20 protein-coding genes and 3 tRNA genes are annotated in these 26,114 nt (G+C 59.2%); 17 read left to right on the forward strand and 6 right to left on the reverse strand.

From position 1 onward, the window contains the following. Positions 1–263 precede the first annotated feature (263 nt). Positions 264–1,949, forward strand: a complete 1,686-nt coding sequence (locus M1D78_RS09515; protein WP_437419496.1) for a glutamine--tRNA ligase/YqeY domain fusion protein — start codon at positions 264–266, stop codon at positions 1,947–1,949. After that, a complete protein-coding gene (cysS, locus tag M1D78_RS09520; protein WP_437419495.1) occupies positions 1,949–3,334 on the forward strand; it encodes a cysteine--tRNA ligase in 1,386 nt (461 codons plus the stop codon). Before M1D78_RS09515 ends, cysS begins: the two co-directional genes overlap by 1 nt. A 26-nt stretch (positions 3,335–3,360) precedes the next feature. Here the strand turns inward: cysS and M1D78_RS09525 are convergent, their stop codons facing one another. Beyond that, entirely contained in the window at positions 3,361–5,199 is a 1,839-nt protein-coding gene (locus M1D78_RS09525) for a sigma-54-dependent Fis family transcriptional regulator (RefSeq protein WP_437419494.1), read from the reverse strand. Positions 5,200–5,416: 217 nt separating this feature from the next. Here M1D78_RS09525 and M1D78_RS09530 point away from each other — a divergent pair, with 217 nt between their 5' ends. The 6 genes from M1D78_RS09530 to M1D78_RS09555 are packed head-to-tail and all read left to right on the forward strand — an operon-like array spanning position 5,417 to position 11,346. Then, the gene (locus M1D78_RS09530; RefSeq protein ID WP_437419493.1) at positions 5,417–6,499 is read left to right on the forward strand and encodes an ABC transporter ATP-binding protein; all 1,083 of its coding nucleotides are present in this window, start codon (positions 5,417–5,419) and stop codon (positions 6,497–6,499) included. 9 nt (positions 6,500–6,508) lie between these two features. Then, a complete protein-coding gene (locus M1D78_RS09535) occupies positions 6,509–7,606 on the forward strand; it encodes an ABC transporter ATP-binding protein (protein WP_437419492.1) in 1,098 nt (365 codons plus the stop codon). Next, positions 7,603–8,469, forward strand: coding sequence for a carbohydrate ABC transporter permease (locus M1D78_RS09540; RefSeq protein ID WP_437419491.1), 867 nt, complete (start codon positions 7,603–7,605; stop codon positions 8,467–8,469). The genes M1D78_RS09535 and M1D78_RS09540 overlap by 4 nt, the downstream gene beginning before the upstream one ends. Before the next feature lie 10 nt (positions 8,470–8,479). Continuing rightward, positions 8,480–9,280 carry a carbohydrate ABC transporter permease gene (locus M1D78_RS09545; protein ID WP_437419490.1) on the forward strand — a complete coding sequence of 267 codons (801 nt, stop codon included), beginning with the start codon at positions 8,480–8,482 and terminating at the stop codon, positions 9,278–9,280. A 10-nt stretch (positions 9,281–9,290) separates the two neighbouring features. Further along, a complete protein-coding gene (locus M1D78_RS09550) occupies positions 9,291–9,563 on the forward strand; it encodes a DUF2160 domain-containing protein (protein WP_437419489.1) in 273 nt (90 codons plus the stop codon). Positions 9,564–9,606: 43 nt separating this feature from the next. Continuing rightward, positions 9,607–11,346: an ABC transporter substrate-binding protein gene (locus M1D78_RS09555; protein ID WP_437419488.1), complete on the forward strand. Its 1,740-nt coding sequence runs from the start codon at positions 9,607–9,609 to the stop codon at positions 11,344–11,346. A gap of 56 nt (positions 11,347–11,402) precedes the next feature. On the opposite strand, the gene folD is transcribed toward M1D78_RS09555, so the two are convergent. Further along, a complete protein-coding gene (folD, locus tag M1D78_RS09560; protein ID WP_437419487.1) occupies positions 11,403–12,257 on the reverse strand; it encodes a bifunctional methylenetetrahydrofolate dehydrogenase/methenyltetrahydrofolate cyclohydrolase FolD in 855 nt (284 codons plus the stop codon). A gap of 272 nt (positions 12,258–12,529) precedes the next feature. Between folD and M1D78_RS09565 the strand changes: the two genes are divergently transcribed. From M1D78_RS09565 to M1D78_RS09605, 9 genes are all read left to right on the forward strand, one after another. Further along, positions 12,530–12,606, forward strand: a tRNA-Arg gene (locus M1D78_RS09565). Positions 12,607–12,636: 30 nt separating this feature from the next. Then, positions 12,637–12,712 (forward strand) — tRNA-His (locus M1D78_RS09570). Positions 12,713–12,758: 46 nt separating this feature from the next. Continuing rightward, a tRNA-Leu gene (locus M1D78_RS09575) sits at positions 12,759–12,843 on the forward strand. A 292-nt stretch (positions 12,844–13,135) separates the two neighbouring features. Beyond that, positions 13,136–14,446 (forward strand): trigger factor, encoded by a 1,311-nt coding sequence (gene tig, locus M1D78_RS09580; protein ID WP_437419486.1) that lies wholly within the window; start codon positions 13,136–13,138, stop codon positions 14,444–14,446. Between the two features lie 88 nt (positions 14,447–14,534). Beyond that, positions 14,535–15,173 carry an ATP-dependent Clp endopeptidase proteolytic subunit ClpP gene (gene clpP / locus M1D78_RS09585; RefSeq protein WP_437419485.1) on the forward strand — a complete coding sequence of 213 codons (639 nt, stop codon included), beginning with the start codon at positions 14,535–14,537 and terminating at the stop codon, positions 15,171–15,173. A gap of 99 nt (positions 15,174–15,272) precedes the next feature. Next, positions 15,273–16,553, forward strand: a complete 1,281-nt coding sequence (gene clpX, locus M1D78_RS09590) for an ATP-dependent Clp protease ATP-binding subunit ClpX (RefSeq protein ID WP_437419484.1) — start codon at positions 15,273–15,275, stop codon at positions 16,551–16,553. A 129-nt stretch (positions 16,554–16,682) separates the two neighbouring features. Further along, complete coding sequence (gene lon / locus M1D78_RS09595) at positions 16,683–19,079, forward strand: endopeptidase La (protein WP_437419483.1); 2,397 nt, start codon at positions 16,683–16,685, stop codon at positions 19,077–19,079. Between the two features lie 127 nt (positions 19,080–19,206). Further along, positions 19,207–19,479 (forward strand): nucleoid-associated protein HU-beta, encoded by a 273-nt coding sequence (gene hupB / locus M1D78_RS09600; protein WP_243605563.1) that lies wholly within the window; start codon positions 19,207–19,209, stop codon positions 19,477–19,479. 210 nt (positions 19,480–19,689) lie between these two features. Continuing rightward, complete coding sequence (locus tag M1D78_RS09605) at positions 19,690–21,543, forward strand: SurA N-terminal domain-containing protein (RefSeq protein ID WP_437419482.1); 1,854 nt, start codon at positions 19,690–19,692, stop codon at positions 21,541–21,543. A 55-nt stretch (positions 21,544–21,598) separates the two neighbouring features. On the opposite strand, the gene fabI is transcribed toward M1D78_RS09605, so the two are convergent. The 4 genes from fabI to M1D78_RS09625 are packed head-to-tail and all read right to left on the reverse strand — an operon-like array spanning position 21,599 to position 26,113. Beyond that, positions 21,599–22,393 carry an enoyl-ACP reductase FabI gene (gene fabI, locus M1D78_RS09610; protein WP_437419481.1) on the reverse strand — a complete coding sequence of 265 codons (795 nt, stop codon included), beginning with the start codon at positions 22,391–22,393 and terminating at the stop codon, positions 21,599–21,601. 19 nt (positions 22,394–22,412) lie between these two features. Next, positions 22,413–24,017 carry an ABC transporter ATP-binding protein gene (locus M1D78_RS09615; protein ID WP_437419480.1) on the reverse strand — a complete coding sequence of 535 codons (1,605 nt, stop codon included), beginning with the start codon at positions 24,015–24,017 and terminating at the stop codon, positions 22,413–22,415. A gap of 1 nt (position 24,018) precedes the next feature. Further along, positions 24,019–25,038, reverse strand: coding sequence for an ABC transporter permease (locus M1D78_RS09620; RefSeq protein WP_437419479.1), 1,020 nt, complete (start codon positions 25,036–25,038; stop codon positions 24,019–24,021). Position 25,039: 1 nt separating this feature from the next. Beyond that, positions 25,040–26,113: a microcin C ABC transporter permease YejB gene (locus M1D78_RS09625; protein ID WP_437419478.1), complete on the reverse strand. Its 1,074-nt coding sequence runs from the start codon at positions 26,111–26,113 to the stop codon at positions 25,040–25,042. Position 26,114 lies beyond the last annotated feature (1 nt).

Raw genomic sequence — 26,114 nt, forward strand, 5'->3', positions numbered from 1 at the left:
GGGGTTGACGGGTCCGCTATGATAGGCGCTTTGATTTGGCCGGCCTACCCTGAGAAACGTTTACGCCTTCTGGCGCTCGGTCATGCGCGTTGAACCCTGTACCAAACGCTCTTGTACACGCTGCATTCGGATGTTCGATAGTTGATTCGCTGCGCTCACCCCTGAGCACGCATTCAGCAACCACTCCCCGAGTCGTCGGGCTTTGCCTGACCAGCATTTGTAAACCTCTCTGAGCCGCACATTCGCAGATCGCTAAGGACACCATGAGCAAGCCTGAGACTACCGCAGCCACCAACTTTCTCCGCCCAATCGTCCAGGCCGACCTGGAGTCAGGCAAGCATGCCAAGATCGTCACGCGCTTTCCGCCTGAGCCCAACGGTTACCTGCACATCGGTCACGCCAAGTCGATCTGCCTGAACTTCGGCCTGGCCAAGGAGTTCGGTGGCGAGTGCAATCTGCGCTTCGATGACACCAACCCGGCCAAGGAAGACCAGGAATACATCGACGCCATCAAGAGCGATGTCCAATGGCTCGGCTTCCAGTGGGCTGGGGAGGAGCGTTATGCCTCCAACTACTTCGGTCAGCTGCACGATTGGGCCATCGAGCTGATTAAGGCGGGCAAGGCCTACGTATGCGACCTGACGCCTGACCAGGCGCGGGAATACCGTGGCAGCCTGACGGAACCGGGAAAGAACAGTCCGTTCCGTGATCGCTCGGTGGAGGAGAACCTGGATCTGTTCGCGCGGATGAAGGCTGGCGAGTTCCCGGACGGCGCCAAAGCGTTGCGTGCAAAGATCGACATGGCTTCGCCGAACATGAACCTGCGTGATCCGATCCTTTACCGGATCCGCCACGCGCATCACCACCAGACCGGCAACGACTGGTGTATCTACCCGAGCTATGACTTCACCCATGGCCAGTCGGATGCCATCGAAGGCATTACGCACTCGATCTGCACGCTGGAATTCGAAGACCACCGGCCGCTGTACGAATGGTTCCTGGAGAACCTGCCGGTGCCGGCGCGCCCGCGTCAGTACGAGTTCGCTCGGCTCAACCTGAACTACACCATCACCAGCAAGCGCAAGCTCAAGCAGCTGGTCGACGAGAAGCACGTCAGCGGTTGGGATGATCCGCGCATGTCGACACTCAGCGGCTATCGCCGGCGCGGCTATACGCCCGCGTCGATCCGTACCTTCTGCGACATGATCGGCGTGAATCGCGCGGGCGGCGTCGTCGATATCGGGATGCTTGAATTCGCCATTCGCGAAGATCTGGACGCCAACGCGCCACGCGCCATGTGCGTGCTCAAGCCGCTGAAGGTCGTCATTACCAACTATCCAGAAGGTCAGGCCGAGAACCTCGAACTACCATGCCACCCCAAGCAGGACATGGGCGTACGCCAGTTGCCGTTCTCCCGTGAGCTCTACATCGATGCCAGCGATTTCGAAGAAGTCCCACCGGCCGGCTTCAAGCGCCTGATCCCTGGTGGGGAAGTGCGCTTGCGCGGCAGCTACGTGATCCGTGCTGACGAAGCGGTGAAGGACGCGCAGGGCAATATCGTCGAGCTGCGTTGCTCCTACGACGAAAACACGCTGGGCAAGAACCCGGAGGGCCGCAAGGTCAAGGGCGTCATTCACTGGGTTCCGGCCGCAGAAAGCGTCGAGTGTGAAGTGCGTCTGTACGACCGCCTGTTCCGCTCGGCCAACCCGGAGAAAGCGTCCGGTGAGAACGAAGAGCAGGGCGGCAGCTTCCTGGACAACATCAACCCCGAGTCGCTGGTCGTGCTCAAGGGGTGCCGCGCCGAACCGTCACTGGCTACCGCCCAGGCCGAGGATCGCTTCCAGTTCGAGCGTGAGGGCTATTTCTGCGTGGACCGCAAGGACAGTCGCCCCGACGCGCTGGTCTTTAACCGTACCGTGACGCTGCGTGATTCCTGGGGAGGCCAGTGATGGCGCTGTCGATCTACAACACCCTGACCAAGGCCAAGGAGCCGCTCAGGCCCCTGGTCGGCAACCAGGTGCGCATGTACGTCTGTGGCATGACGGTCTATGACTTCTGCCATATCGGCCATGCGCGAGTCATGGTGGCATTCGACGTGGTATCGCGCTGGTTGCGCCAGAGCGGTTACGAACTGACCTACGTGCGCAACATCACCGACATCGACGACAAGATCATTCGCCGGGCGCAGGAGAACGGCGAAAGCTTCGACGCGCTGACCGGGCGGATGATTGCCGCCATGCATGAAGACGAAGCCAGGCTCAATGTGCTGCGGCCCGACCTCGAGCCGCGTGCCACCGACCACATCGCCGGCATGCACGAGATGATCCAGACCCTGATCGACAAGGGCTATGCCTACGCGCCGGGTAATGGCGACGTCTATTACCGGGTCGGCAAATTCGCAGGTTACGGCAAGCTGTCGCGGCGCAAGATCGAGGACCTGAAGATCGGCGCGCGCATCGAAGTCGACGAGGCCAAGGAAGATCCGCTGGATTTCGTGCTCTGGAAAGCCGCCAAACCGGGCGAGCCGAGCTGGGAGTCGCCGTGGGGAGCGGGGCGTCCAGGCTGGCATATCGAATGCTCGGTGATGTCCACCTGCTGCCTGGGCGAGACCTTCGATATCCATGGCGGCGGGCCTGACCTGGTGTTCCCGCATCACGAGAATGAAATCGCGCAGAGCGAGGCTGCAACCGGCAAGCAGTACGCCAACGCCTGGATGCATGCCGGCGCCGTCCGCGTCGATGGCGAGAAGATGTCCAAGTCGCTGGGCAACTTCTTCACCATTCGCGAGGTGCTGGAAAAGTACCAGCCCGAAGTGGTGCGTTATCTGTTGGTGTCGAGCCACTACCGCAGCCCCATCAACTATTCCGAAGACAGCCTCAAGGAAGCCAAGGCTGCCCTGGAGCGCTTCTACAACGGGCTCAAGGGCCTACCAGAGGCAGTGCCGACCGGCGGCGAAGCGTTCGTCGAGCGCTTTGGCTCAGCCATGGACGATGACTTCAACTCACCGGAAGCCTGCGCCGTACTCTTCGAGATGATCCGCGAGGTCAATCGTTTGCGCGAGGCCGACGTCCAGGCGGCGGCAGGGCTGGCAGCCCGGCTCAGGTCGCTGGCTGCGGTGCTTGGAGTGTTGCAGCTGGAACCCGAGGTTTTCCTGCAAGCCGGAGCCGAGGGCAAAGTCGATGCCGCCAAAGTCGACGCACTGATCGCGGCGCGTCTTCAGGCACGTGCTGACAAGAACTGGGCGGAATCCGACCGCATCCGCGACCAGCTCACCGCGATGGGCGTCGTACTTGAGGACGGCAAGGGCGGCACGACCTGGCGCCTCGCTGAATAACCGTAGCGGGGCTTGCCGGTGCGTTTTCAAGACCGTGCCGGATACAGCCCTTCGGCGCGCAGGCGCTTGTACAGGGTGTTACGGCTGACGCCTAGCTGGCGTGCCAGGAGAGCGATATTGCCGTTGCAGGCCCGGTATTGATGGTACAGCGGCTGGTCGGCACAGATCGTAGCGTTGGTTGTGGCGGCCTTAGCGTCTCCGTTGTCGCAGTCGATATCCCTGAAAAAGTCGCCTGGTAGATGCTCTGGCCGTATGGCCTGTTCGTCGGCCAGTGCCAGTGCGACCTGGATGACGCTGCTCAGCTGCCGGATGTTACCCGGCCAGGGATGGGCATCGAACAGCCGCAGGACCTCGTCACTCAAACCCGCCACCTGGCGCCGCTCACGGTGCTGCTCCCAGACGCGCTGGAACAGCCAGCGCTTGTCCTTGCGATCACGCAGTGCGGGCAGCTCAAAACCAAAACCACTGACACGGTAGTACAGGTCCTGCCGGAAGCGGCCCCGCTCGACGTCGTCGCGCAGGCAACGGTTGGTTGCACAGATCAACCGAAAATCGACCGCATAAGCTTCGCCGCCGCCTAGTGGCTGGACGCAGCGGTCCTGCAGGACACGCAGCAATCTTGCTTGCAGGCCAAGGGGCATGTCGCCGATTTCATCAAGAAACAGAATGCCCTTGTCGGCCCTGCGAATCAGCCCGGTGCGGCCCTTTTGATGGGCGCCGGTGAATGCACCTTTTTCATAACCGAAGAGTTCCGACTCGATCAGCTCTGCCGGGATGGCTGCGCAATTGACAGGCACCAGCGGTGCGTCGCGCCGGGTACTTGCCTGGTGCAGCGAACGGACCATCACTTCCTTGCCGACGCCCGTTTCGCCATGAATGAGGATCGGGATGTCTTTTTCCAGCATCCGCTGGGCCTGGTTCGCCATCCTCTGGACGCCGGGGTCGCCATGTTCGATGGGCGCCTCGCGCGGTTTGGCGGGCGCGTTGCGAAAATCCCTGGCCTGGATGCGGGGGCGCTGCGGCCGCCGCACCAGTCCGTGGAAACGATGGCGGCCCAGGGCGCGCAGCAGGATGGGCTGGTCCTCGGGTTGGTTCTGCAGCTGCAGCAGGGGCATGTCGAACAGCTTGTCGATTGTCGTTCGGGCTATGTCCAGGCCCAGCAGGTTGTCCGCCCGCCGGTTGGCTGAAACGATCGTTCCGGCTTCGTCGAAGATCAGCAGGCCGGCCCACTGGCTGTCGAGGCTGTCCGGGCCGGTGTTGAAGGTCAACTGGAAATGCTCTTCGCGAAATAGGTTGAGGATCAGCCGGTTCTCCACCGCCTGGCTCATCATCTTGACCATGCCCAACGTATGCGACGGCGGCAGGTAGCTGTCGCTGGACACGTCAAGCACCGCGATCAGCTGCCGTTGCGCGTCGTAAATGGGTGAAGCCGCCCCCGAAAGGTAACGGTTGGCCTTGAGGAAATGTTCGTCGCGCTGGATATGTACCGCTTGGCCGCATGCGAGCGCAGTGCCGATGGCGTTGGTGCCGGTGTCTCGCTCCATCCAACTGGCGCCAGCGGCGAAGCCGCGGTGCGCTTGGCCGGCGAAGCGCTGGTCTCCCCAGCTCTCGAGCAACTGGCCGCCACTGTCGGCAAGCAGGATCAGGCAGCTCGAGTTGGCGAGGATATTCTCGTAATAGGGCAGCACCTCCTGTTGAGTGGTTTGCACCAGGCTGTGCTGACGTTCGAGCAAGGCGCTGACGTCCTGCGCGGCGGGGTTTCCGAAACTCGGCGGGCTCATCGGGTCGAGCCCGTAGCGTTCGCAGCGCTGCCAGGATTCCTGGATAAGCGCTTGGTGGGAGATGGACCGTGCCGGCTCTGCCATAGCGTCCTCTGGATCGATTTATTGTTGTTGTTTCGCCACCGGACTGCGGGCGTCCTGAACAGTTTTGTTCATTTCTGTTCACTGTCAATGTTCAGAAATGTTCATTTTGAACGGTTCGGAACGCTGCTGGCGCTGCTGAGGCCAGCGCTAGAGCGTTGCGCCTGGCCTGGCACGATAATCGCTCTTGTCGCATCCATAACAAGCAAAAGGATGCGACATGTCGCTCACGCTGGAGAAGGTCACCAAGACGGTCGACGGCCAGGTGCACATCGATGCGGTCAGCCTGAATTTCGACCCCGGCTCGTTCAACGTGCTGGTCGGGCGGACGCTGTCCGGGAAGACGTCGCTGATGCGTCTGATGGCCGGGCTGGACAAGCCGAGCAGTGGTCGCATCCTCATGAACGGTGCGGATGTCACGGGCGTACCGGTTCGCAAGCGCAATGTGTCGATGGTTTACCAGCAGTTCATCAACTACCCCACGCTGAGCGTTTACGAAAACATTGCCTCACCGTTGCGGCAGTCGGGCATGGCGAAGCCAGAGGTCGATCGTCGGGTAAGGGAGACCGCCGAGATGCTGCACATCGAGGCCTTTCTCGACCGCCTGCCGCTGGAATTGTCAGGTGGGCAGCAGCAGCGGACCGCCATGGCGCGCGCATTGGTCAAGGATGCCGATCTGGTCTTGTTCGACGAGCCTTTGGTTAACCTCGACTACAAGTTGCGGGAAGAACTGCGTCAGGAGATGCGCGAGCTTTTTCGTACCCGCCGGAGCATTGCCGTCTACGCCACGACCGAGCCGAACGAGGCGCTTGCCCTGGGCGGTACGGTGACCGTGCTGCACGAAGGCCACGTGATCCAAAGCGGTCCGACCGGCGCCGTTTACCACCGTCCGAGCCATATCCTTAGCGCGGAGCTGTTCTCCGAGCCGCCGATAAATCTGCTGCCAGGTCGAATCGGCGCCAACGAGGTGAGCTTTCAGGAGCGCTTGCATTTCCCGCTCAACGCCGACCTGCAGGCGCTGGAGGAGGGCTCGTACAGTTTTGGCGTACGCCCTAGCCACATCGGGCTCGTGCCGTCGAATGACGATGACCTGGAAGTCTCAGGTGTGGTCGAGCTGGCCGAGATCAGCGGATCGGAAACCTTCCTGCATGTGCGTAACGAACTCATGAGCCTCGTGCTGCACCTGCAAGGGGTGCACGACTACGCGGTGGATTCGCCGATCCGCATCTACATTCCGACCCATAAGTTATTCGTTTTCGATGCCCAAGGCCGGCTGGCCCAGGCACCGGCGAAACGTGCCTGAGGAAGCCCTATGGCCGAGATCCGATTGCAGAACCTTGCGCACAGCTACCGCTCGCAGCCGCGTGACGCGGCGGATTATGCGATCCGGGAGATGGATCACGTGTGGGAGCAGGGCGGTGCCTACGCCTTGCTGGGCCCGTCCGGCTGCGGCAAGTCGACTCTGCTGAACCTTATCTCTGGCCTGCTCAGCCCTTCGGAGGGGCAAGTGCTGTTCGATGCGCGCGAGGTCAACACGCTGTCGCCGGAAGAGCGCAACATCGCGCAGGTTTTTCAGTTTCCGGTCGTCTACGACACCATGACGGTGTTCGACAACCTGGCGTTCCCGCTACGCAACCAGGGCGTGCCGGAAGCCAAGGTCACCAGCCGCGTGCATGAGATCGCGGAGGTGCTGGACCTGCATCCGGTGCTCAAGAAGAAGGCGCGCAACCTCAGCGCGGACGAGAAACAAAAAGTGTCGATGGGGCGGGGGCTGGTGCGTGATGACGTCTCGGCAATTCTTTTCGACGAGCCGCTCACCGTCATCGACCCGCACTTGAAGTGGAAGCTGCGACGCAAGCTCAAGCAGATCCATGAGCAATTCAATATCACGATGATCTATGTAACCCACGATCAGCTAGAAGCCTCGACCTTCGCGGATAAGATCGCAGTGATGCATGGCGGGCAGATCGTACAGTTCGGAACACCGCGCGAGCTGTTCGAGCGGCCGCAGCACACCTTTGTTGGCTTCTTCGTCGGCAGCCCGGGTATGAATCTGATCGACGTCACAGCCGGGCCTGGCGGCGTCGATTTCGGGGAACAGCATGTTCCGTTGCCTGCGCCGGTACTGGCGCAGCTCCCGGAGCTCGGCGGCAGCCGGTTGCAGATTGGAATCAGGCCCGAATTCGTGCAGGTCAGTGATGAGGCCGGGGCAGGGGGCATGGCCGCCGAAGTGGTACGGGTAGACGACCTCGGCACGTACAAGATTCTCACGCTTCAGATGCAAGGCCGCCTGCTCAAGGCCCGGCTGCCGGAGGAGCAGACCGTGCCGAAGGGGCGCGCCTGGGTCGGCTTTCCTCAGCAGTGGTTGATGCTTTACGCCGATGATCGCTTGGTGGAGGCGCAGCCATGAACAAGGTTCAGGACAACCGCGCCTGGTGGCTAGTGCTGCCGGTCTTCCTGCTGGTGGCATTCAGCGCAGTGCTGCCGATGATGACGGTGGTGAACTATTCGGTGCAGGACATCTTCGATGCTTCGACGAGCTTCTTCGTCGGGGCGGATTGGTACCGGCAGATCCTCAACGATCCGAGGCTACACGACTCGCTGCTGCGCCAGTTCATCTTCTCGGCATGCGTACTATTGATCGAGATTCCGTTGGGCATCGCCGTCGCCCTGACCATGCCGACCCGTGGTCGTTGGACCTCGGTCTGCCTGATCGTAATGGCAATTCCGCTACTGATACCTTGGAACGTGGTCGGGACGATCTGGCAGATCTTCGGGCGCGCCGATATCGGGTTACTGGGCTACGTGCTCAACGAGCTGGGCGTCGACTATAACTACGCGTCCAACACCCGGGACGCTTGGGTCACGGTTCTGGTGATGGATGTCTGGCATTGGACATCGCTGGTCGCGTTGCTCTGCTACTCGGGACTGCGTGCCATCCCTGACGTCTACTACCAGGCCGCGCGCATCGACCGCGCCTCGGCGTGGGCCGTGTTCCGCCATATCCAGCTGCCGAAGCTTAAGAGCGTGCTGTTGATTGCCGTGATGCTGCGCTTCATGGACAGCTTCATGATCTACACAGAACCCTTCGTGTTGACTGGCGGCGGGCCAGGCAACGCGACGACCTTCCTCAGTCAGACGTTGACGAAGATGGCTGTGGGCCAGTTCGACCTGGGGCCTGCCGCGGCGTTCTCCCTGATCTATTTCCTGATCATCCTGCTCGTGTCCTGGCTGTTCTACACAGCAATGACGCACAGCGACCAGACGCGATAAGGGCCTGCCAATGAACCTGCGCAAGCGTGCGTTATTGATCCTCTATGTGGTGTTCCTGCTGGTGCCGATCTACTGGCTGGTGAACATGTCATTCAAGAGCAACACCGAGATCCTGGGTGGCCTGACCCTCTGGCCGCGGGGCTTCACGCTCGATAACTACCGCGTGATCTTTACCGACCGCAGCTGGTACAGCGGATACATCAACTCGCTTTATTACGTCTGCCTCAATACCCTGATTTCGCTGACGGTCGCGTTGCCGGCGGCCTACGCCTTTTCCCGTTTCCGTTTTCTCGGCGACAAGCACTTGTTCTTCTGGTTGCTGACCAACCGCATGGCCCCGCCAGCGGTGTTCCTGCTGCCGTTCTTCCAGCTCTATTCGTCTATCGGCCTGTTCGACACGCACATCGCCGTAGCGCTGGCGCATTGCCTGTTCAACGTGCCGTTGGCGGTATGGATTCTGGAAGGGTTCATGTCCGGTGTGCCAAAGGAAATCGACGAGACCGCCTATATCGACGGCTACAGCTTCCCCCGATTCTTCCTGAAGCTCTTCATCCCTCTCATTCGCTCGGGCATCGGTGTGACGGCGTTCTTCTGCTTCATGTTCAGTTGGGTGGAGCTGCTCTTGGCGCGCACGCTGACGTCGGTCGACGCGAAGCCGATCGTGTCCGTCATGACACGCACGGTGTCAGCTTCCGGGATCGACTGGGGCGTACTGGCCGCCGCCGGTGTGCTGACCATCCTGCCGGGCATGCTGGTGATCTGGTTTGTCCGCAATCACGTAGCCAAGGGCTTCGCCCTCGGTCGGGTTTAGGAGCGCACTCATGAATTGGATGGCCTGGACCCTGCCCACTGCGGTGTTTTTCACGGTGATCGGCCTGATGCTGGTAGCGATGAGCGCCTGGGAGCTTGCACGGCCCTGCACGCCGCGCAAAGGCTTTCTGCCGATCGTGACCACCCGCGGCGATCGCCTGTTCGTTGGACTTCTGGGCAGCGCCTATTGCCACCTCTTGCTGATAGGGCTGACCGACTGGAGCATCTGGATAGCGTCTGCGCTATCTGTCGTCTGGTTGTTTGCAGTGATGCGCTGGGGATGAGGCCAGGCGGCCTGTCCCGTTGAATAACCCAAAGGAGGTGTTTATGTTCGAAAACAAAAACAACACCCGACATGGCATGGCACTGACCGCCTTGCTGACGTTGTCTGGCATGGCGGGCACGGCCTGGGCCGACGCCTATGAAGACGCGGCGAAGAAGTGGGTCGAGTCGGAGTTCAATCCCTCGACACTCTCGGCCGAGGAGCAGATGGAGGAGTTGCGCTGGTTCATCAAAGCCGCTGAGCCGTTCCGTGGCATGGAAATCAATGTCGCCTCGGAAACCATCACCACCCATGAGTACGAGTCGAAAACCCTCGCCCGCGCCTTCAGCGAAATTACTGGGATCAAATTGCGCCACGACCTGATGCAGGAAGGCGATGTGGTCGAGAAACTGCAGACACAGATGCAGTCTGGCAAGAACATCTACGACGGTTACATCAACGACTCGGACCTGATCGGCACGCACTTTCGTTACGGCAAGGCCGTCGCGATCAGCGACATGATCGAAGGTGAGGCCAAGGAATACACCTTGCCGACCCTGGACCTCGACGACTTCATCGGTATCTCGTTCACCACGGGCCCGAACGGGAAAATCTACCAGTTGCCCGTCCAGCAGTTCGCCAATCTTTACTGGTTCCGTGCCGACTGGTTCGAACGTCCCGAGCTGAAAAAACAGTTCCAGGAGCTGTACGGATACGAGCTGGGCGTGCCGGTGAACTGGTCTGCCTATGAAGACATCGCTGAATTTTTCAGCAAACACGTCAAGGAAATCGACGGCCAGCGCGTCTACGGGCATATGGATTACGGCAAGAAGGACCCATCGCTCGGTTGGCGCTTTACTGATGCGTGGTTCTCCATGGCCGGTGCCGGCGACAAGGGATTACCCAACGGCCTGCCGGTCGATGAGTGGGGAATCAGGGTGGAGGATTGTCATCCGGTCGGCTCCAGCGTGGCGCGCGGCGGTGCAACTAACGGGCCTGCCGCTGTGTTCGCAACTCAGAAATATGTCGATTGGATGCGCGAGTACGCGCCGCCAGAAGCTCAAGGTATGACCTTCTCCGAATCGGGCCCGGTGCCTGCTCAGGGCAATATCGCGCAGCAGATCTTCTGGTATACGGCGTTTACCGCTGACATGACCAAGCCCGGATTGCCGGTGGTCAACGAGGACGGGACGCCGAAGTGGCGCATGGCGCCTTCACCGAAAGGGCCGTACTGGGAAGAGGGTATGAAACTCGGCTACCAGGACGCGGGCGCTTGGACCTTCCTCGACTCGACGCCAGAAAAGCGTCGGCTGGCGGCGTGGCTGTACGCGCAATTTACGGTCTCGAAAACGGTATCGCTGAAGAAAACGTTGGTGGGCCTGACCCCAATCAGGGAGTCGGACATCAACTCCGACGCAATGACCAAAGTGGCGCCCAAGCTGGGCGGGTTAGTGGAGTTTTACCGCAGCCCGGCACGAGTCCAATGGACACCAACCGGGACGAATGTGCCGGACTACCCGCGCTTGGCCCAGCTCTGGTGGCAATACATCGCCGAAGCTGCGAGTGGTGACAAGACGCCACAGGAGGCACTCGATGGATTGGCTGAGGCGCAGGACTCAATGATGGCGAGACTGGAGCGGGCAAAGGTCCAGCCTAAGTGCGGTCCGAAGCTCAACGAGCCGCGTGATGCTGAATACTGGTTCAGCCAGCCCGGCGCGCCCAAGCCGAAGCTCGACAACGAAAAACCCAAGGGGCAGACCGTTAACTATGACGAGCTGATCAAGTCTTGGGAGAAGGAAAGCTGATCGAAACGCTGGATGCGTATGGAACGGCACCCTGCTCGGGTGCCGTTTTCGTTTGGTCAGTCGTGAAGATGCTCGGCTGCGTGCAGGGTGTTTTCCAGCAGGCAGGCCCGCGTCATCGGCCCGACGCCACCCGGTACAGGCGTAATCCAACTAGCACGCTCTGCGGCCGGCTCGAACTCGACATCGCCGACCAGTTTGCCGTCCGGCTGTCGATTGATACCCACGTCGATGACGATGGCGCCGGGCTTGATCCACTCACCCTTTACCAGCCCGGTAATGCCGGTAGCGACGACGACCAGGTCGGCACGTTTCACATGCTCGGCCAGATCATGTGTGAAGCGGTGAGTAACCGTGGTGGTACATCCGGCTAACAACAGTTCGAGCGCCATCGGCCGGCCAACGATGTTGGATGCGCCGACAACCACCGCGTTGAGGCCGTGAAGATCGACGCCCGTGCTTTCCAGCAGCGCCATGATGCCCTTAGGCGTGCATGGGCGCAGCAATGGCATCCGTTGCGCCAATCGGCCAATGTTGTATGGATGGAAGCCATCTACATCCTTGTCGGGGCGGATTCGCTCCAACAACTGGGACGCATCGAGGTGCTTGGGCAAGGGAAGTTGCACCAAGATTCCGTCGATTGCGGGGTTCTCGTTTAGCTCCTCGATCAGCGCCAAGAGATCGGCCTGGCTGGTCTCGGCTGGAAGATCGTAGGCGGTGGAACAAAAGCCCACTTCTTCGCAGTCCTTGCGCTTATGTGCGACGTAGACCTGGGAAGCGGGATCGGTGCCCACCAGGATGACCGCTAGCCCCGGGACCCGTAGCCCCTCACTGGCGCGCTCGGCCACGCGACCAGCGATCTGCTGGCGAATGTTGGCGGCGATCGTTTTACCGTCGATCAATTGTGCAGTCATGTCGCTTGGCTAACCATAGAGTAGAGGAGAAAAAGGAGCGGCATTCTCGCACGGCGTTGCGGCCCGGCAAAGGCGACAAGGCAGCCGCGTCCCGTAACTCCTTTACCACGCTGAATTTTTTTGAAATTTGTTGTTGACGGCTTCATGGCCGGCCTTTAAGATTCGCCCCGCTTGTCGAGCACAGCTCGCTGCTGGGTAAGACGGCTTTTGAGGGCAACCGCTTTCAAGAGTCCGAGCTTGAAGTCTGCGCTCCAAACAGAATGCAGATGAAAGCGCCCGTAGCTCAGTTGGATAGAGCATCCGCCTTCTAAGCGGATGGTCGCAGGTTCGAGTCCTGCCGGGTGCGCCATTTGGACTCTGGCACAAGCGAAGCAATATGGTGGACGTAGCTCAGTTGGTAGAGCACAGGATTGTGGCTCCTGCGGTCGTGGGTTCGAGCCCCATCGTCCACCCCATATTCCGGAACGCCAGGCTGTGCCTGGCGTTTTCGTTTGAAGTTTTGCGGACGTGGTGAAATTGGTAGACACACCAGATTTAGGTTCTGGCGCCGCAAGGTGTGAGAGTTCGAGTCTCTCCGTCCGCACCATCATTTGACTCCAGCCCTTAAGTGGAATTAGGAGTTCCCTTAAGCCCCTATTCAGGGGCTTTTTTGTGCCCGTTAGACCCGTGCCGTGCATGGCATGCGCCAGCGCGCTTCTGCCCATTCCAATACGAAGGCGGTCTGGGCGGCGGGCTCGCGCGGCAATGTCAGTAAGCGCGGCGGTTGTGCGCTGTTATGGGGCTGTCGGACGGGGTGACTTCTGTCAGGCGAGCCACTAGAATGTTTGCCCATTCTGGGGCCGGAACGCCGGCTTATGTCTGTGCAACGAGGAAAATCCATGCAAGTTTCTGTTGAAAGCACCTCCGCTCTTGAGCGCCGTATGACCATTGGCGTGCCGGTCGATCGTATCGAGAGCGAAGTCAACAAGCGTCTGCAGCAGACTGCAAGCCGTGCCAAAATTCCGGGTTTTCGTCCTGGCAAGGTGCCGATGAGTGTCATCCGTCAGCGTTATGAGGCCGCCGCTCGCCAGGAGGCGTTGGGCGATCTGATACAAGCGACCTTTTATGAAGCCGTCGTTGCCGAGAAGCTGAATCCTGCTGGCGCACCGGCCGTTGAGCCAAAGGTCTTCGAGAAGGGCAAGGATCTCGAGTACGTTGCTACCTTCGAAGTGTTCCCCGAATTCAAGGTGGCTGGTTTCGAGGGCATCGAAATCGAGCGTTTGCAGGCCGAAGTGAACGACGCTGACGTCGATAACATGCTAGAAATCCTGCGCAAGCAGAACACGCGCTACGAGATGGTCGAGCGTGCTGCCGAAGACGGTGATCAGTTGAACATCGATTTCGTCGGCAAGATCGACGGCGAAGCTTTCGCAGGCGGCTCGGCCAAAGGTACTCAGCTGGTGTTGGGCTCTGGCCGCATGATCCCGGGTTTCGAGGAAGCTCTGATTGGCGCGAAAGCGGGCGAGGAGCGCGTGATCAACCCGACCTTCCCTGAGGATTACCAGAACCTCGACCTTGCCGGTAAAACCGCTGAGTTCACCGTGACCGTAAACAGCGTCGCTGCTGCTCAGCTGCCCGAGCTCAATGACGAATTCTTCGCTCAGTTCGGCGTTCAAGAAGGCGGCCTCGAGGGCTTCCGTGCCGAGGTCAAGAAGAACATGGAGCGCGAGCTGCGCCAGGCCATCAAGACCAAGGTGAAGAACCAGGTCATGGAAGGGCTTGTCACGGGCAATCCGATCGAGGTGCCGAAAGCGCTGGTCGACAACGAAGTCAACCGCCTGCGTACCCAGGCTGTGCAACAGTTTGGTGGCAATATCAAGCCTGACCAACTGCCGGCCGAGCTGTTCGAGGAACAGGCCAAGCGCCGGGTGGTACTGGGTCTCATCGTCGCTGAAGTCGTCAAGCAGCACGAACTCAAGCCTGACGATGCGCGCGTTCGCGAGCTGATTGAGGAGATGGCCTCTGCCTATCAGGAGCCTGAGCAGGTCGTGTCTTGGTACTACAAGAATGCTGAGCAGCTGAACGAAGTCCGCTCGGTTGTGCTCGAAGAGCAAGTTGTAGATACTGTTCTGCAGCAGGCTAAAGTGACCGACAAATCGGTTTCCTACGAAGAAGCAGTGAAGCCTGCGGAAGCCCCGCAAGCAGCTTGAGTCTCTTCAAATCGTTTGATGCACGTTCATAAGCCAGCCTAGTGCTGGCTTATGTCTTTGAGGCGTGACATAGGGAGTATCGTTGGACATGTCCGGCAATCCGTTTATGCAAGCACCCGATATCCAGGCCGCCGGTGGGCTGGTTCCGATGGTCATCGAGCAGTCCGCCCGTGGCGAGCGCGCGTATGACATCTATTCCCGGCTCCTGAAGGAGCGGGTGATCTTTATGGTCGGCCAGGTCGAAGACTACATGGCGAACCTGATCGTCGCGCAGATGCTGTTTCTCGAGGCTGAGAATCCTGAGAAGGACATACATCTCTACATTAATTCGCCGGGTGGTTCGGTAACCGCCGGGATGTCCATCTACGACACCATGCAATTCATCAAGCCAGATGTGTCGACCATCTGCATCGGCCAGGCCTGTAGCATGGGTGCGCTGCTGTTGACGGGCGGTGCTGCCGGCAAGCGCTACTGCCTGCCCCATTCGCGGATGATGATTCATCAGCCCCTAGGCGGCTTCCAGGGCCAGGCTTCGGATATCGAAATTCATGCCCGCGAAATCCTCACCATCCGTGAGCGTCTGAACAAGATTATGGCCCAGCATACCGGTCAGCCAATGGAAATCATCGCTCGCGATACGGACCGCGATAACTTCATGAGCGGTGAGGAAGCTGTCAAATATGGGCTGATCGACCAGGTATTGGCTCAGCGCCAGATGGCGAGTTGACCTCGCCTTCATGGCGATGCCCGGCTGTACCCGGGGCTTGAAAAAGCCCTCGAATGCCTTCATCTTGTGTTTCAAGCCTTCCCCGATTGGATCGATCGAATGACTGACACCCGCAACGGCGAGGACTCCGGCAAACTGCTTTATTGCTCCTTCTGCGGCAAGAGCCAGCATGAAGTGCGCAAGTTGATTGCCGGCCCCTCGGTTTTTATCTGTGACGAGTGCGTCGACCTGTGCAATGACATCATCCGTGAGGAGGTGCAAGAAGCCCAGGCCGAAAGCAGCGCGCAAAAACTGCCTGCGCCAAAGGAGATCAGCGGCATTCTCGACCAGTACGTCATTGGTCAAGAGCGTGCTAAGAAGATTCTGGCCGTGGCTGTTTACAACCACTACAAGCGTCTCAATCAGCGCGACAAGAAGGAAGAGGTCGAGCTGGGCAAGAGCAATATCCTGCTCATCGGGCCGACTGGCTCGGGTAAGACGTTGCTGGCCGAAACACTGGCGCGTCTGCTCAATGTCCCCTTCACCATTGCCGATGCCACCACGCTTACCGAGGCTGGTTACGTGGGTGAGGATGTTGAGAACATCATCCAAAAGCTACTGCAGAAGTGCGACTACGATGTGGAAAAGGCCCAGATGGGTATTGTCTACATCGATGAAATCGACAAGATTTCCAGAAAGTCGGATAACCCCTCGATCACCCGCGATGTATCGGGCGAGGGCGTGCAACAGGCGCTGCTCAAGCTGATCGAGGGCACGGTAGCCTCAGTTCCGCCACAAGGCGGCCGCAAGCATCCTCAGCAGGAGTTCCTGCAGGTCGATACACGCAACATACTGTTCATTTGTGGCGGTGCGTTCGCGGGTCTCGAAAAGGTGATTCAGGGTCGCTCGACGCAGGGTGGGATTGGGTTCAATGCCGAGGTTCGTAGCAAGGATCCAGGCAAGAAAATCGGAGAGTCGCTGCGTGCAGTGGAGCCTGATGATCTTGTGAAGTTCGGGTTGATTCCGGAGTTTGTAGGGCGCTTGCCGGTCATCGCTACTCTTGACGAGCTGGACGAAGCGGCGTTGATCCAAATTCTCACCGAGCCCAAGAATGCACTGACAAAGCAATACGCCAAGCTGTTCGAGCTGGAGGGTGTTGACCTGGAGTTCCGCACTGACGCGCTCAAGGCGGTTGCTGGTCGTGCGCTGGAGCGCAAGACCGGTGCTCGAGGGTTGCGCTCGATCCTCGAAGGTGTGCTGCTGGATACCATGTATGAGATTCCTTCCCAGAAGGACGTCAGCAAGGTGGTGATCGACGAGAGCGTGATCGAAGGCACGTCTCAGCCGCTGCTGATCTACGAAAGCAGCGAGCCGCCAGCAAAGGCTGCGCCTGACGCGTGATAAAACAAAGGGGCCTCCGGGCCCCTTTGCATTTCTGCGTCGTCCTTGTTTTTTGCCATGGGCGCCCTCATCTTTGCTTCAAGGGTGTTCCCCCGTTCACGCCGTATGGCCGTCGTAGAGCTGAATGTTATGAAGACAACCATCGAATTGCCCCTCTTGCCACTGCGTGATGTCGTCGTCTATCCGCACATGGTGATTCCGCTGTTCGTTGGCCGAGAGAAGTCCATCGAGGCCCTCGAAGCGGCCATGGCGGGCGACAAGCAGATCCTGCTCTTGGCCCAGAAAAATCCGGCGGATGATGATCCTGCCGAAGACGGCCTCTATCGCGTCGGAACCGTCGCGACAGTCCTACAGCTACTCAAGTTGCCCGATGGCACCGTGAAGGTGCTGGTAGAAGGCGAGCAGCGCGGCGTAATCGACCGCTTCTTCGATGTCGAGGATCATTGCCGCGCTGAGGTTGAGCTGATCGACGAATCGGAAATCGACGAGCGCGAAGGTGAGGTGCTGACTCGCAGCTTGCTTAGCCAGTTCGAGCAATATGTTCAATTGGGCAAGAAGGTGCCGTCGGAGGTGCTGTCGTCACTCGCAAGCATCGACGAGCCGGCCCGCCTCGTCGATACCATGGCGGCGCACATGGCGCTGAAGATCGAACAGAAGCAGGCGATTCTCGAAATCACCGATCTTTCGGAGCGTGTCGAGCATGTCCTGGCGCTACTCGATGCAGAGATTGACCTGTTGCAGGTGGAAAAGCGCATTCGCGGGCGCGTGAAGAAGCAGATGGAGCGAAGCCAGCGCGAGTACTACCTGAACGAGCAGATGAAAGCCATTCAGAAAGAGCTTGGCGATATCGATGAGGGCCATAACGAGATCGACGATCTCAAGAAGCGAATCGAGAGCGCGGGCTTACCCAAGGATGCGCATGCCAAGGCGACCGCAGAGCTGAACAAGCTCAAGCAGATGTCGCCGATGTCGGCTGAAGCCACGGTGGTGCGGACCTATATCGACTGGCTGGTTAACGTACCCTGGAAAGCCGCTAGTAAAGTTCGGCTGGATCTGCAGAAAGCCGAAGAAGTGCTGGATGCCGATCATTACGGCCTTGAGGAGGTGAAAGACCGCATTCTTGAGTATCTCGCCGTGCAAAAGCGGGTCAAGAAACTCAAGGGGCCGGTTCTCTGCCTGGTTGGACCACCGGGAGTCGGGAAGACGTCTCTGGCGGAGTCCATCGCCCGTTCCACCAACCGCAAATTCGTCAGGATGGCGCTTGGTGGTGTGCGTGACGAGGCTGAAATCCGAGGCCATCGTCGTACTTACATTGGCTCGATGCCGGGCCGGCTGATTCAAAAACTGAGCAAGGTAGGCGTCCGCAACCCGCTGTTCCTGCTCGACGAAATTGACAAGATGGGCAACGACATGCGCGGAGATCCGGCGTCAGCGCTCCTTGAGGTTCTTGATCCCGAGCAGAATCATAATTTCAACGACCACTACCTTGAGGTCGATTACGACCTGTCGGATGTGATGTTTCTCTGTACCGCGAACTCGATGAACATCCCGGCACCCTTGCTTGACCGAATGGAGGTCATCCGTCTGCCGGGCTATACCGAGGACGAAAAGATCAATATTGCCAACCGCTACCTGGTGCCGAAGCAGGTCGCTGCCAACGGCTTGAAGAAGACTGAGCTGGTGTTCGAGGAAGAGGCGCTGCGCGATATCGTGCGGTATTACACTCGCGAAGCAGGCGTCCGTAGCCTGGAACGCCAGTTGGCGAAGGTGTGCCGGAAGGTCGTCAAGGAGCACGCGGCCGAGAAAAAATTCAAAGTCGAAGTGGATGCTGCTTCGCTCGAGCACTACCTGGGCGTACGCAAGTTTCGCTATGGGCTAGCCGAGCAGCAGGACCAGGTCGGCCAGGTGACCGGTCTTGCCTGGACGCAGGTTGGAGGCGAGTTGTTGACCATCGAAGCGGCTGTCGTGCCGGGTAAGGGACGCCTGACGAAGACCGGCTCACTGGGCGACGTAATGGGCGAATCCATTACTGCAGCGTTGACTGTTGTGCGCAGTCGTGCGCAGAGCTTGGGCATCGCTGCCGATTTCCATGAGAAGCAGGATATTCATATTCACGTGCCTGAAGGTGCTACACCCAAGGACGGTCCGAGTGCCGGTATCGGCATGTGCACCGCGCTCGTTTCCGCGCTGACGCAGATACCAGTGCGTGCTGAAGTGGCAATGACCGGGGAGATTACCTTGCGGGGTCAGGTGCTCGCTATTGGTGGCTTGAAGGAGAAATTGCTGGCCGCACATCGAGGCGGAATCAAGACGGTGATCATTCCCGAAGAGAATCAGCGTGATCTGAAAGAGATTCCTGAAAATATTAAGCAGGACCTGCTGATTAAACCGGTCAAGTGGATTGACGAAGTCCTTCAAATTGCGCTGCAATACGCGCCGGAGCCCTTACCTGATGCGGCTCCCGACATTGTTGCAAAGGAAGACAAGCGCGAGTCTGATTCCAAGGAGCGAATCAGCACGCATTAGTCTGGAAGGCTCTGTTGACATATTTTCGGCGCCCTTGATATAAACCGGCCCTTTGTGTCGCTGCTATTTCAGCACCGCTTTGCTTACACCAAAAATTAAAGACTCAACAGAAATAAGGGGACTTAGAGTGAACAAGTCGGAACTGATCGATGCTATTGCTGCATCTGCTGATATCCCGAAAGCTGTTGCTGGCCGCGCGCTGGATGCAGTAATCGACTCCGTTACTGGCGCACTGAAGGCTGGTGATTCCGTGGTACTGGTTGGTTTCGGTACATTCGCTGTCAAGGAGCGCGCTGCTCGCACTGGTCGTAACCCTCAGACTGGCAAGCCGATCAACATTGCGGCGGCCAAGATTCCGGGATTCAAAGCTGGCAAGGCTCTGAAGGACGCCGTCAACTAAGCGTTTTTCGATCCAGCCAGAAGTCAGTTCACTCTGGCCCTGGCCTGGAGTGGTGGTTCGAAGAGGGCGTGCCTGTTGCGCTCGGGCTTGGGGAATTCGGCCCAACTGCTCCAAAAGCTCCGCGAAGGCGCATCCCTGGATGCGCCTTTCTTTTATCCGGTTTCCAACCGCGCCGCAGTTCATGCCGCGCAGCTGTCTCCTGGGGGACGCATGCTTCAGAACATCAGGGATAACTCCCAAGGCTGGATTGCCAAGACCATCATCGGTGTCATCATCCTGTTGCTGGCGCTAACGGGGTTCGACGCAATCTTCAGCTCCGTCGGCAATAGCCAGAACGCTGCCGAGGTGAACGGCGAGGAGATCTCGCTTGAGGAACTCAACCAGGCCATGAACATGCAGCGCCGCCAGCTCGCTCAGCAGCTGGGCGGCGACTTCGATCCGTCGCTGCTAGACGACAAGCTTGTTCGGGAATCGTCGCTACGCGCCTTGATCGACCGAGCCCTGCTGCTGCAAGGTGCGCGCGATGCCGACTTTGCTTTCTCGGAGGCCGCACTGGATCAATTGATCTTGCAGACCCCGGAATTCACCGTAGACGGCAAGTTCGATGCAACGCGTTTCGACCAGGTCATCCAGCAAATGGGCTATTCCCGGATGCAGTTCCGCGAACTGCTCAAGCAGGAAATGCTTATCGGCCAACTGCGCGCGGGTATCTCTGGTTCCGGGTTCGTCACTGACGAGCAGATCGAACGCTTCGCCCATCTCGAGCAGCAAACGCGGGATTTCGCCACCCTTCGTATCGCAGCGGACACTTCAGCGGTTGAGGTCAGTGAAAGCGAGGCCCGCGAATATTACGAAAAGAATACGGACCGTTTTCGTTCGCCCGAGCAGGTGGTCCTCGAATACGTCGAACTGGACAAGGAGTCATTCTTCGATCAGGTCGAGGTTTCCGACGATCAGGTCGACGAGCTGTACAAGCAGCGTATCGCCAACCTTGGCGAACAGCGCCGGGCGGCGCATATCTTAATCGAGGCGGACGGCAGCAGCGACGGCCAGGCCAAGCAGAAAATCGAGGAGATCGCCAAACGCGTAGCCGCTGGTGAAGATTTCGCAGCGTTGGCCAAGGAGCTTTCGGATGACCCGGGCTCGGCGGGCGAGGGTGGCGATCTCGGGTTTGCCGGGCCTGGTGTCTATGACGCCGAGTTCGAAAAAGCCCTTTATGACCTCGAGCAGGGTCAGGTATCTGCACCTGTGCGGTCCGAGTTCGGTTGGCATTTGATCAAGCTGCTTGGCGTCCAGTCGCCAGAGGTTCCGTCGCTGGAGTCGCTGAAACCGGAGCTGGTTCGTGAGCTTAAGGCACAGCAGGTGGAGCAGCGTTTCGTAGAAGCCAGCAAGCAACTCGAGGACGCGGCATTCGAGTCGTCGGATCTTGCACAACCCGCTCAAGAGCTTGGTCTGCAAGTCCAAACGAGCGAAGCGTTCGGACGGGAAGGTGGTTCTGGTATTGCGGCGAACCGGCAGGTAATCCAGGCTGCATTCAGCGACGAAGTGCTGCTGGATGGCGCCAATAGCGAGGTCATCGAGCTGGATCCGGACACGGCGGTCGTGGTTCGCGCCAAGCAGCACTTGCAGCCCGAAGTGATGCCGTTCGACGAGGTCAAGGAGGGCATTGTGAGCCAGTTGCAGCGCAGCAAAGCCGCAGATCAGGCGCAGGAGCAAGGCAAGGCGCTGTTGGCCAAACTCCGCGAAGGTGAGAAGGCCGAGGGTGATTGGAGCACTATCGAGGCAGCATCGCGCAACCAGGAGGGTGTAGAGCCGGCCGTGTTGCAGCAGGTGTTCCGGATGCCGCGCCCGGAAGGCAGCGATGCGCGTACGTACGATGGCGTCACGCTTGGTAATGGCGACTTTGTGGTCATCCAGCTGAGCGGAGTCAGCAAACCCCAAGTCGAGTTGAGTGACGAGGAGAAGCAGAACTATCGTCGTTTCCTCGCATCTCGTAGTGGTCAGCAGGATTTTGCGGCTTATCGCGAGATGCTTCACGACGAAGCGGACATCGAAACCTACTGAGTTCGCTTCCATAAAAAACCCGCACCATGTGCGGGTTTTTTATGCGCGACTTATCTCAGTCTTCGATGTTGCCCATGGCGGTGGTATTGAAGCCGCCATCGACATAAAGAATTTCACCGCTGATGCCGGAGGCCAGGTCCGAGCAGAGGAATGCGCCAGCATTGCCTACTTCTTCGATCGTTACGTTGCGGCGCAGCGGCGTCTGCCTTTCGTTGGCGGCGAGCATCTTACGGAAACTCTTGATGCCCGACGCAGCCAGTGTGCGGATTGGGCCAGCGGACACAGCGTTCACGCGTGTGCCCTCTGGGCCGAGGCTCCCGGCCAGGTAGCGAACACCAGCTTCGAGGCTTGCCTTGGCCATGCCCATGACGTTGTAGTTAGGCATGGTGCGCTCGGCACCGAGGTAGGACAGCGTCAAGATGCTGCCGTTGCGGCCTTTCATCATCGGGCGGCCAGCTTTGGCCAGTGCAACCAGACTATAGGCGCTGATGTCATGTGCGATGCGGAAGCCATCACGGGTGGTCACTTCGGTGAAGTCGCCGTCGAGCTGGTCACCGGGGGCGAAACCGACCGAGTGGACGATGCCATCCAGGCCATCCCACTTCTTGCCGAGCGCTTCGAAAACCTGGGCAATTTCTTCGTCGTTGGCAACGTCGCACGGGAAGCATAGCTCCGGGCCCGAGCCCCAGCTCGCGGCGAACTCCTCGACACGCCCCTTGAGCTTTTCGTTCTGATAGGTGAAGGCCAGTTCGGCGCCTTCGCGGTGCATGGCCGCAGCGATGCCCGAGGCGATCGACAGTTTGCTGGCGACACCAACGATCAGTACGCGCTTACCGGTTAGAAAACCCATGTGCTTGTCCCTCTTCTGGTTATGCAATGGCTGGCGCCAGGAACGCTGACTCCAGCAATTGCTGTGTATACGGATGTTGTGGTGCGGCGAAAATGTCCGCCGCGTCACCTTGTTCCACGACCTTGCCTTGCTTGACCACCATCATCTGGTGGCTCAGCGCCCTAACCACCGCCAGGTCATGGCTAATGAACAGGTAGGTCAGGTTGTACTTGGCCTGTAGCGAGCGTAGTAGCTCCACGACCTGTCGCTGAACCGTTCGATCAAGCGCCGAGGTCGGCTCGTCCAGCAAGATCAGCTCGGGCTTCAAAACCAAAGCCCGCGCAATAGCGATCCGCTGGCGCTGGCCTCCGGAAAACTCGTGCGGATAGCGATGCCGGCTTTCCGGATCGAGCCCCACCTCGACGAGCGCATCGATGATCGCCTGCGCTTGCTCGGCAGGAGTACCGATCCCATGAATTCGGAGCCCCTCACCAATAATCTGGCCGACCGACATGCGAGGGCTGAGGCTGCCGAAAGGATCTTGGAAAACAACCTGCATCTCCTTTCTCAGCGGGCGAACCGCACGTTGCGACAGGCGCTGGAGCGGCTGATCACGAAAATGGATTTCGCCGCGGCTCGAGAGCAGGCGAAGAATCGCCAGCCCCAAAGTCGACTTGCCGGAGCCACTCTCACCCACAATACCCAGCGTCTGGCCTTTCGGAAGGCTGAAAGACACACCGTCGACGGCCTTGACGTGGTCGACGGTGCGCCTGAGTAGGCCCTTCCTTATTGGGAACCACACGCGCAGGTCCTCGACCCGCACCAGGGGGGCGGAGGTTTCAATATCTACCGGCCCACCACTGGGCTCCGCTGCCAGCAGCTCCTGGGTATACGGGTGCTGCGGGGAGCGGAACAGTTGCTCGCAAGACGCTTGTTCGACGACGCGACCGCGCTGCATGACACACACACGATGCGCAATTCTTCGCACGAGGTTCAAATCGTGGCTGATGAGGAGCAGCGCCATGCCCATCCGCGCCTGCAGATCCTTGAGCAATTCGAGGATCTTCAACTGCACGGTGACATCGAGTGCGGTGGTGGGCTCGTCGGCGATCAACAGTTCCGGCTCATTGGCCAGGGCCATGGCGATCATCACGCGTTGACGTTGGCCGCCGGACAGCTCGTGCGGACACGCTCGGATTCGCTTGCGCGGTTCGGGAATGCCGACCAGCTCCAGAAGCTCCAATGTGCGCGCGGTAGCGGCCTTGCCTCTGAGCCCTTTGTGGATCAGTAGCACCTCATTGATTTGCTTGCCGATGGTGTGCAGCGGATTGAGAGAGGTCATCGGCTCCTGGAAGACCATCGCGATACGGTTCCCGCGAATGCCGCGCATACGCTTTTCGTCTGCCTTGAGCAAGTCTTCGCCGCCGTAGTGAATCGTGCCCGAGGGATGCCGGGCAAGCGGATAGGGCAGGAGCTTGAGAATCGAATGCGCCGTCACGGATTTGCCCGAGCCGCTCTCGCCAACGAGCGCGAGCGTTTCGCCCTTGCGAATATCGAAACTGATGCCTTCCACGACCCGTTGCGTCCGATTTCCGCTGACGAATTCAACGGCGAGGTCGCGAACCTCGATGAGATGGTCGCTCATGTTATTTCCTCGGGTCGAAAGCATCGCGTGCTGCTTCGCCGATAAACACAAGCAGCGTCAGCATGATTGCCAAAACCATGAAAGCGCTGATTCCGAGCCAGGGCGCCTGAAGGTTGGCTTTGCCTTGGGCGACCAGTTCGCCTAGCGAAGGCGCTCCTGGCGGCAAGCCGAAGCCGAGGAAGTCCAGGGCGGTCAGGGTGCCGATTGCGCCGGTCAGGATGAATGGCATGAAGGTCATGGTCGAGACCATGGCGTTGGGCAGGATATGGCGAAACATGATGGCACCGTTTTGCATACCCAATGCGCGGGCCGCTCGTACGTACTCCAGGTTTCGCCCGCGCAGAAACTCGGCGCGCACAACGTCGACCAGACTCATCCACGAAAACAGCAACATGATGCCGAGCAGCCACCAGAAGTTTGGCTGCACGAAGCTGGCGAGGATGATCAACAGGTAGAGTACCGGCAGGCCTGACCATATTTCCAAAACGCGTTGGCCAACCAGATCCACCCACCCGCCATAAAAGCCCTGGAGCGCGCCGGCGATCACGCCGATGACGGAGCTGATCAAAGTCAGCGTCAGCGCGAATAGAACGGAAATACGAAAGCCGTAGATGATCCGAGCAAGCACATCGCGCCCTTGATCGTCAGTGCCGAGCCAATTGACAAGCGAGGGCGGCGCTGGGGCGGGTACCTGCAGGTCGTAATTGATGCTGGAGTAACTGAATGGAATAGGCGGCCAGATCATCCAGCCGTCTTTTTCGTCGATCAGGCCTTGGATGTAGGGGCCTTTATAGTTCGCTTGCAGTGGGAACTCGCCGCCAAACGCCGTCTCTGGATAGCGCTTGAAGACCGGGAAAAACCATTCTCCGTCGTAGCGCACCACGATGGGCTTGTCATTGGCGATCAGCTCGGCGCCCAGACTGAGCACGAACAGCACGAGGAAAATCCATAACGACCACCACCCTCGTTTGTGTGCTTTAAACAGGGCGAAGCGGCGCTGATTAAGCGGGGTCAGCTTCATTTCAGGCCTCCCTGCTTTCAAAATCGATGCGCGGGTCGACCAAGGTGTAGGTGAGATCGCCGATCAGCTTGACCACCAGGCCTAGCAGCGTGAACAGGAAGAGGGTACCGAACACGACCGGATAGTCGCGATTGATCGCCGCTTCGAAACTCAGCAGTCCCAAGCCGTCGAGCGAGAAGATCACTTCGATCAATAGTGAGCCGGTAAAGAACATGCCGATAAAGGCAGAAGGAAAACCGGCGATGATGATCAGCATGGCGTTTCGAAACACATGGCCGTACAGGACGCGGTTCTTGCTCAGACCTTTGGCTCGCGCCGTAATGACGTACTGCTTGTTGATCTCGTCGAGAAAGCTGTTCTTGGTAAGCAATGTCAGGGTCGCAAAATTGCCGATGACAAGCGCGGTGATGGGCAGCGCCAGATGCCAGAAGTAATCGATTATCTTGCCCGCAAGGGTTAGCTCGTCGAAGTTACTCGAGGTCAACCCGCGCAGTGGAAACCAGTTCCAGTAACTGCCACCCGCAAAAAGGACGATGAGCAGGATCGCGAACAGGAACGCCGGGATGGCGTAGCCGATGATGATTGCCGAACTGGTCCAGACGTCAAATGCTGTGCCGTGCCGCGTGGCCTTGGCGATACCCAGCGGAATCGACGCCAGATACATGATCAGCGTGCTCCACAAGCCAAGGGAGATCGATACCGGCATCTTTTCCACGATGAGGTCGGTAACCTTGGCATCGCGAAAGAAGCTCTCGCCGAAATCCAGCCTCAGGTAGTTGCTGAGCATGATCCAGAAACGCTCGTGGGCTGGCTTGTCAAAGCCGTAGAGGCGCTCGATTTCGGCGATCAGCTCGGGGTCCAGGCCCTGCGCGCCGCGGTAGTTGCCCCCGCCGCTAGCGACTTCCGAGCCGCCGCCCGCGATGCGGCTGGTTGCGCCTTCAAAGCCCTCCAGCTTGGCAATGGCCTGCTCCACGGGGCCGCCGGGCGCGGCCTGGATGATCACGAAATTAATCAACAGAATGCCGAACAGGGTAGGGATGATCAGCAGCAGGCGGCGAACGATGTACGCGAGCATG

The organism is Pseudomonas sp. SA195, from assembly GCF_054131565.1.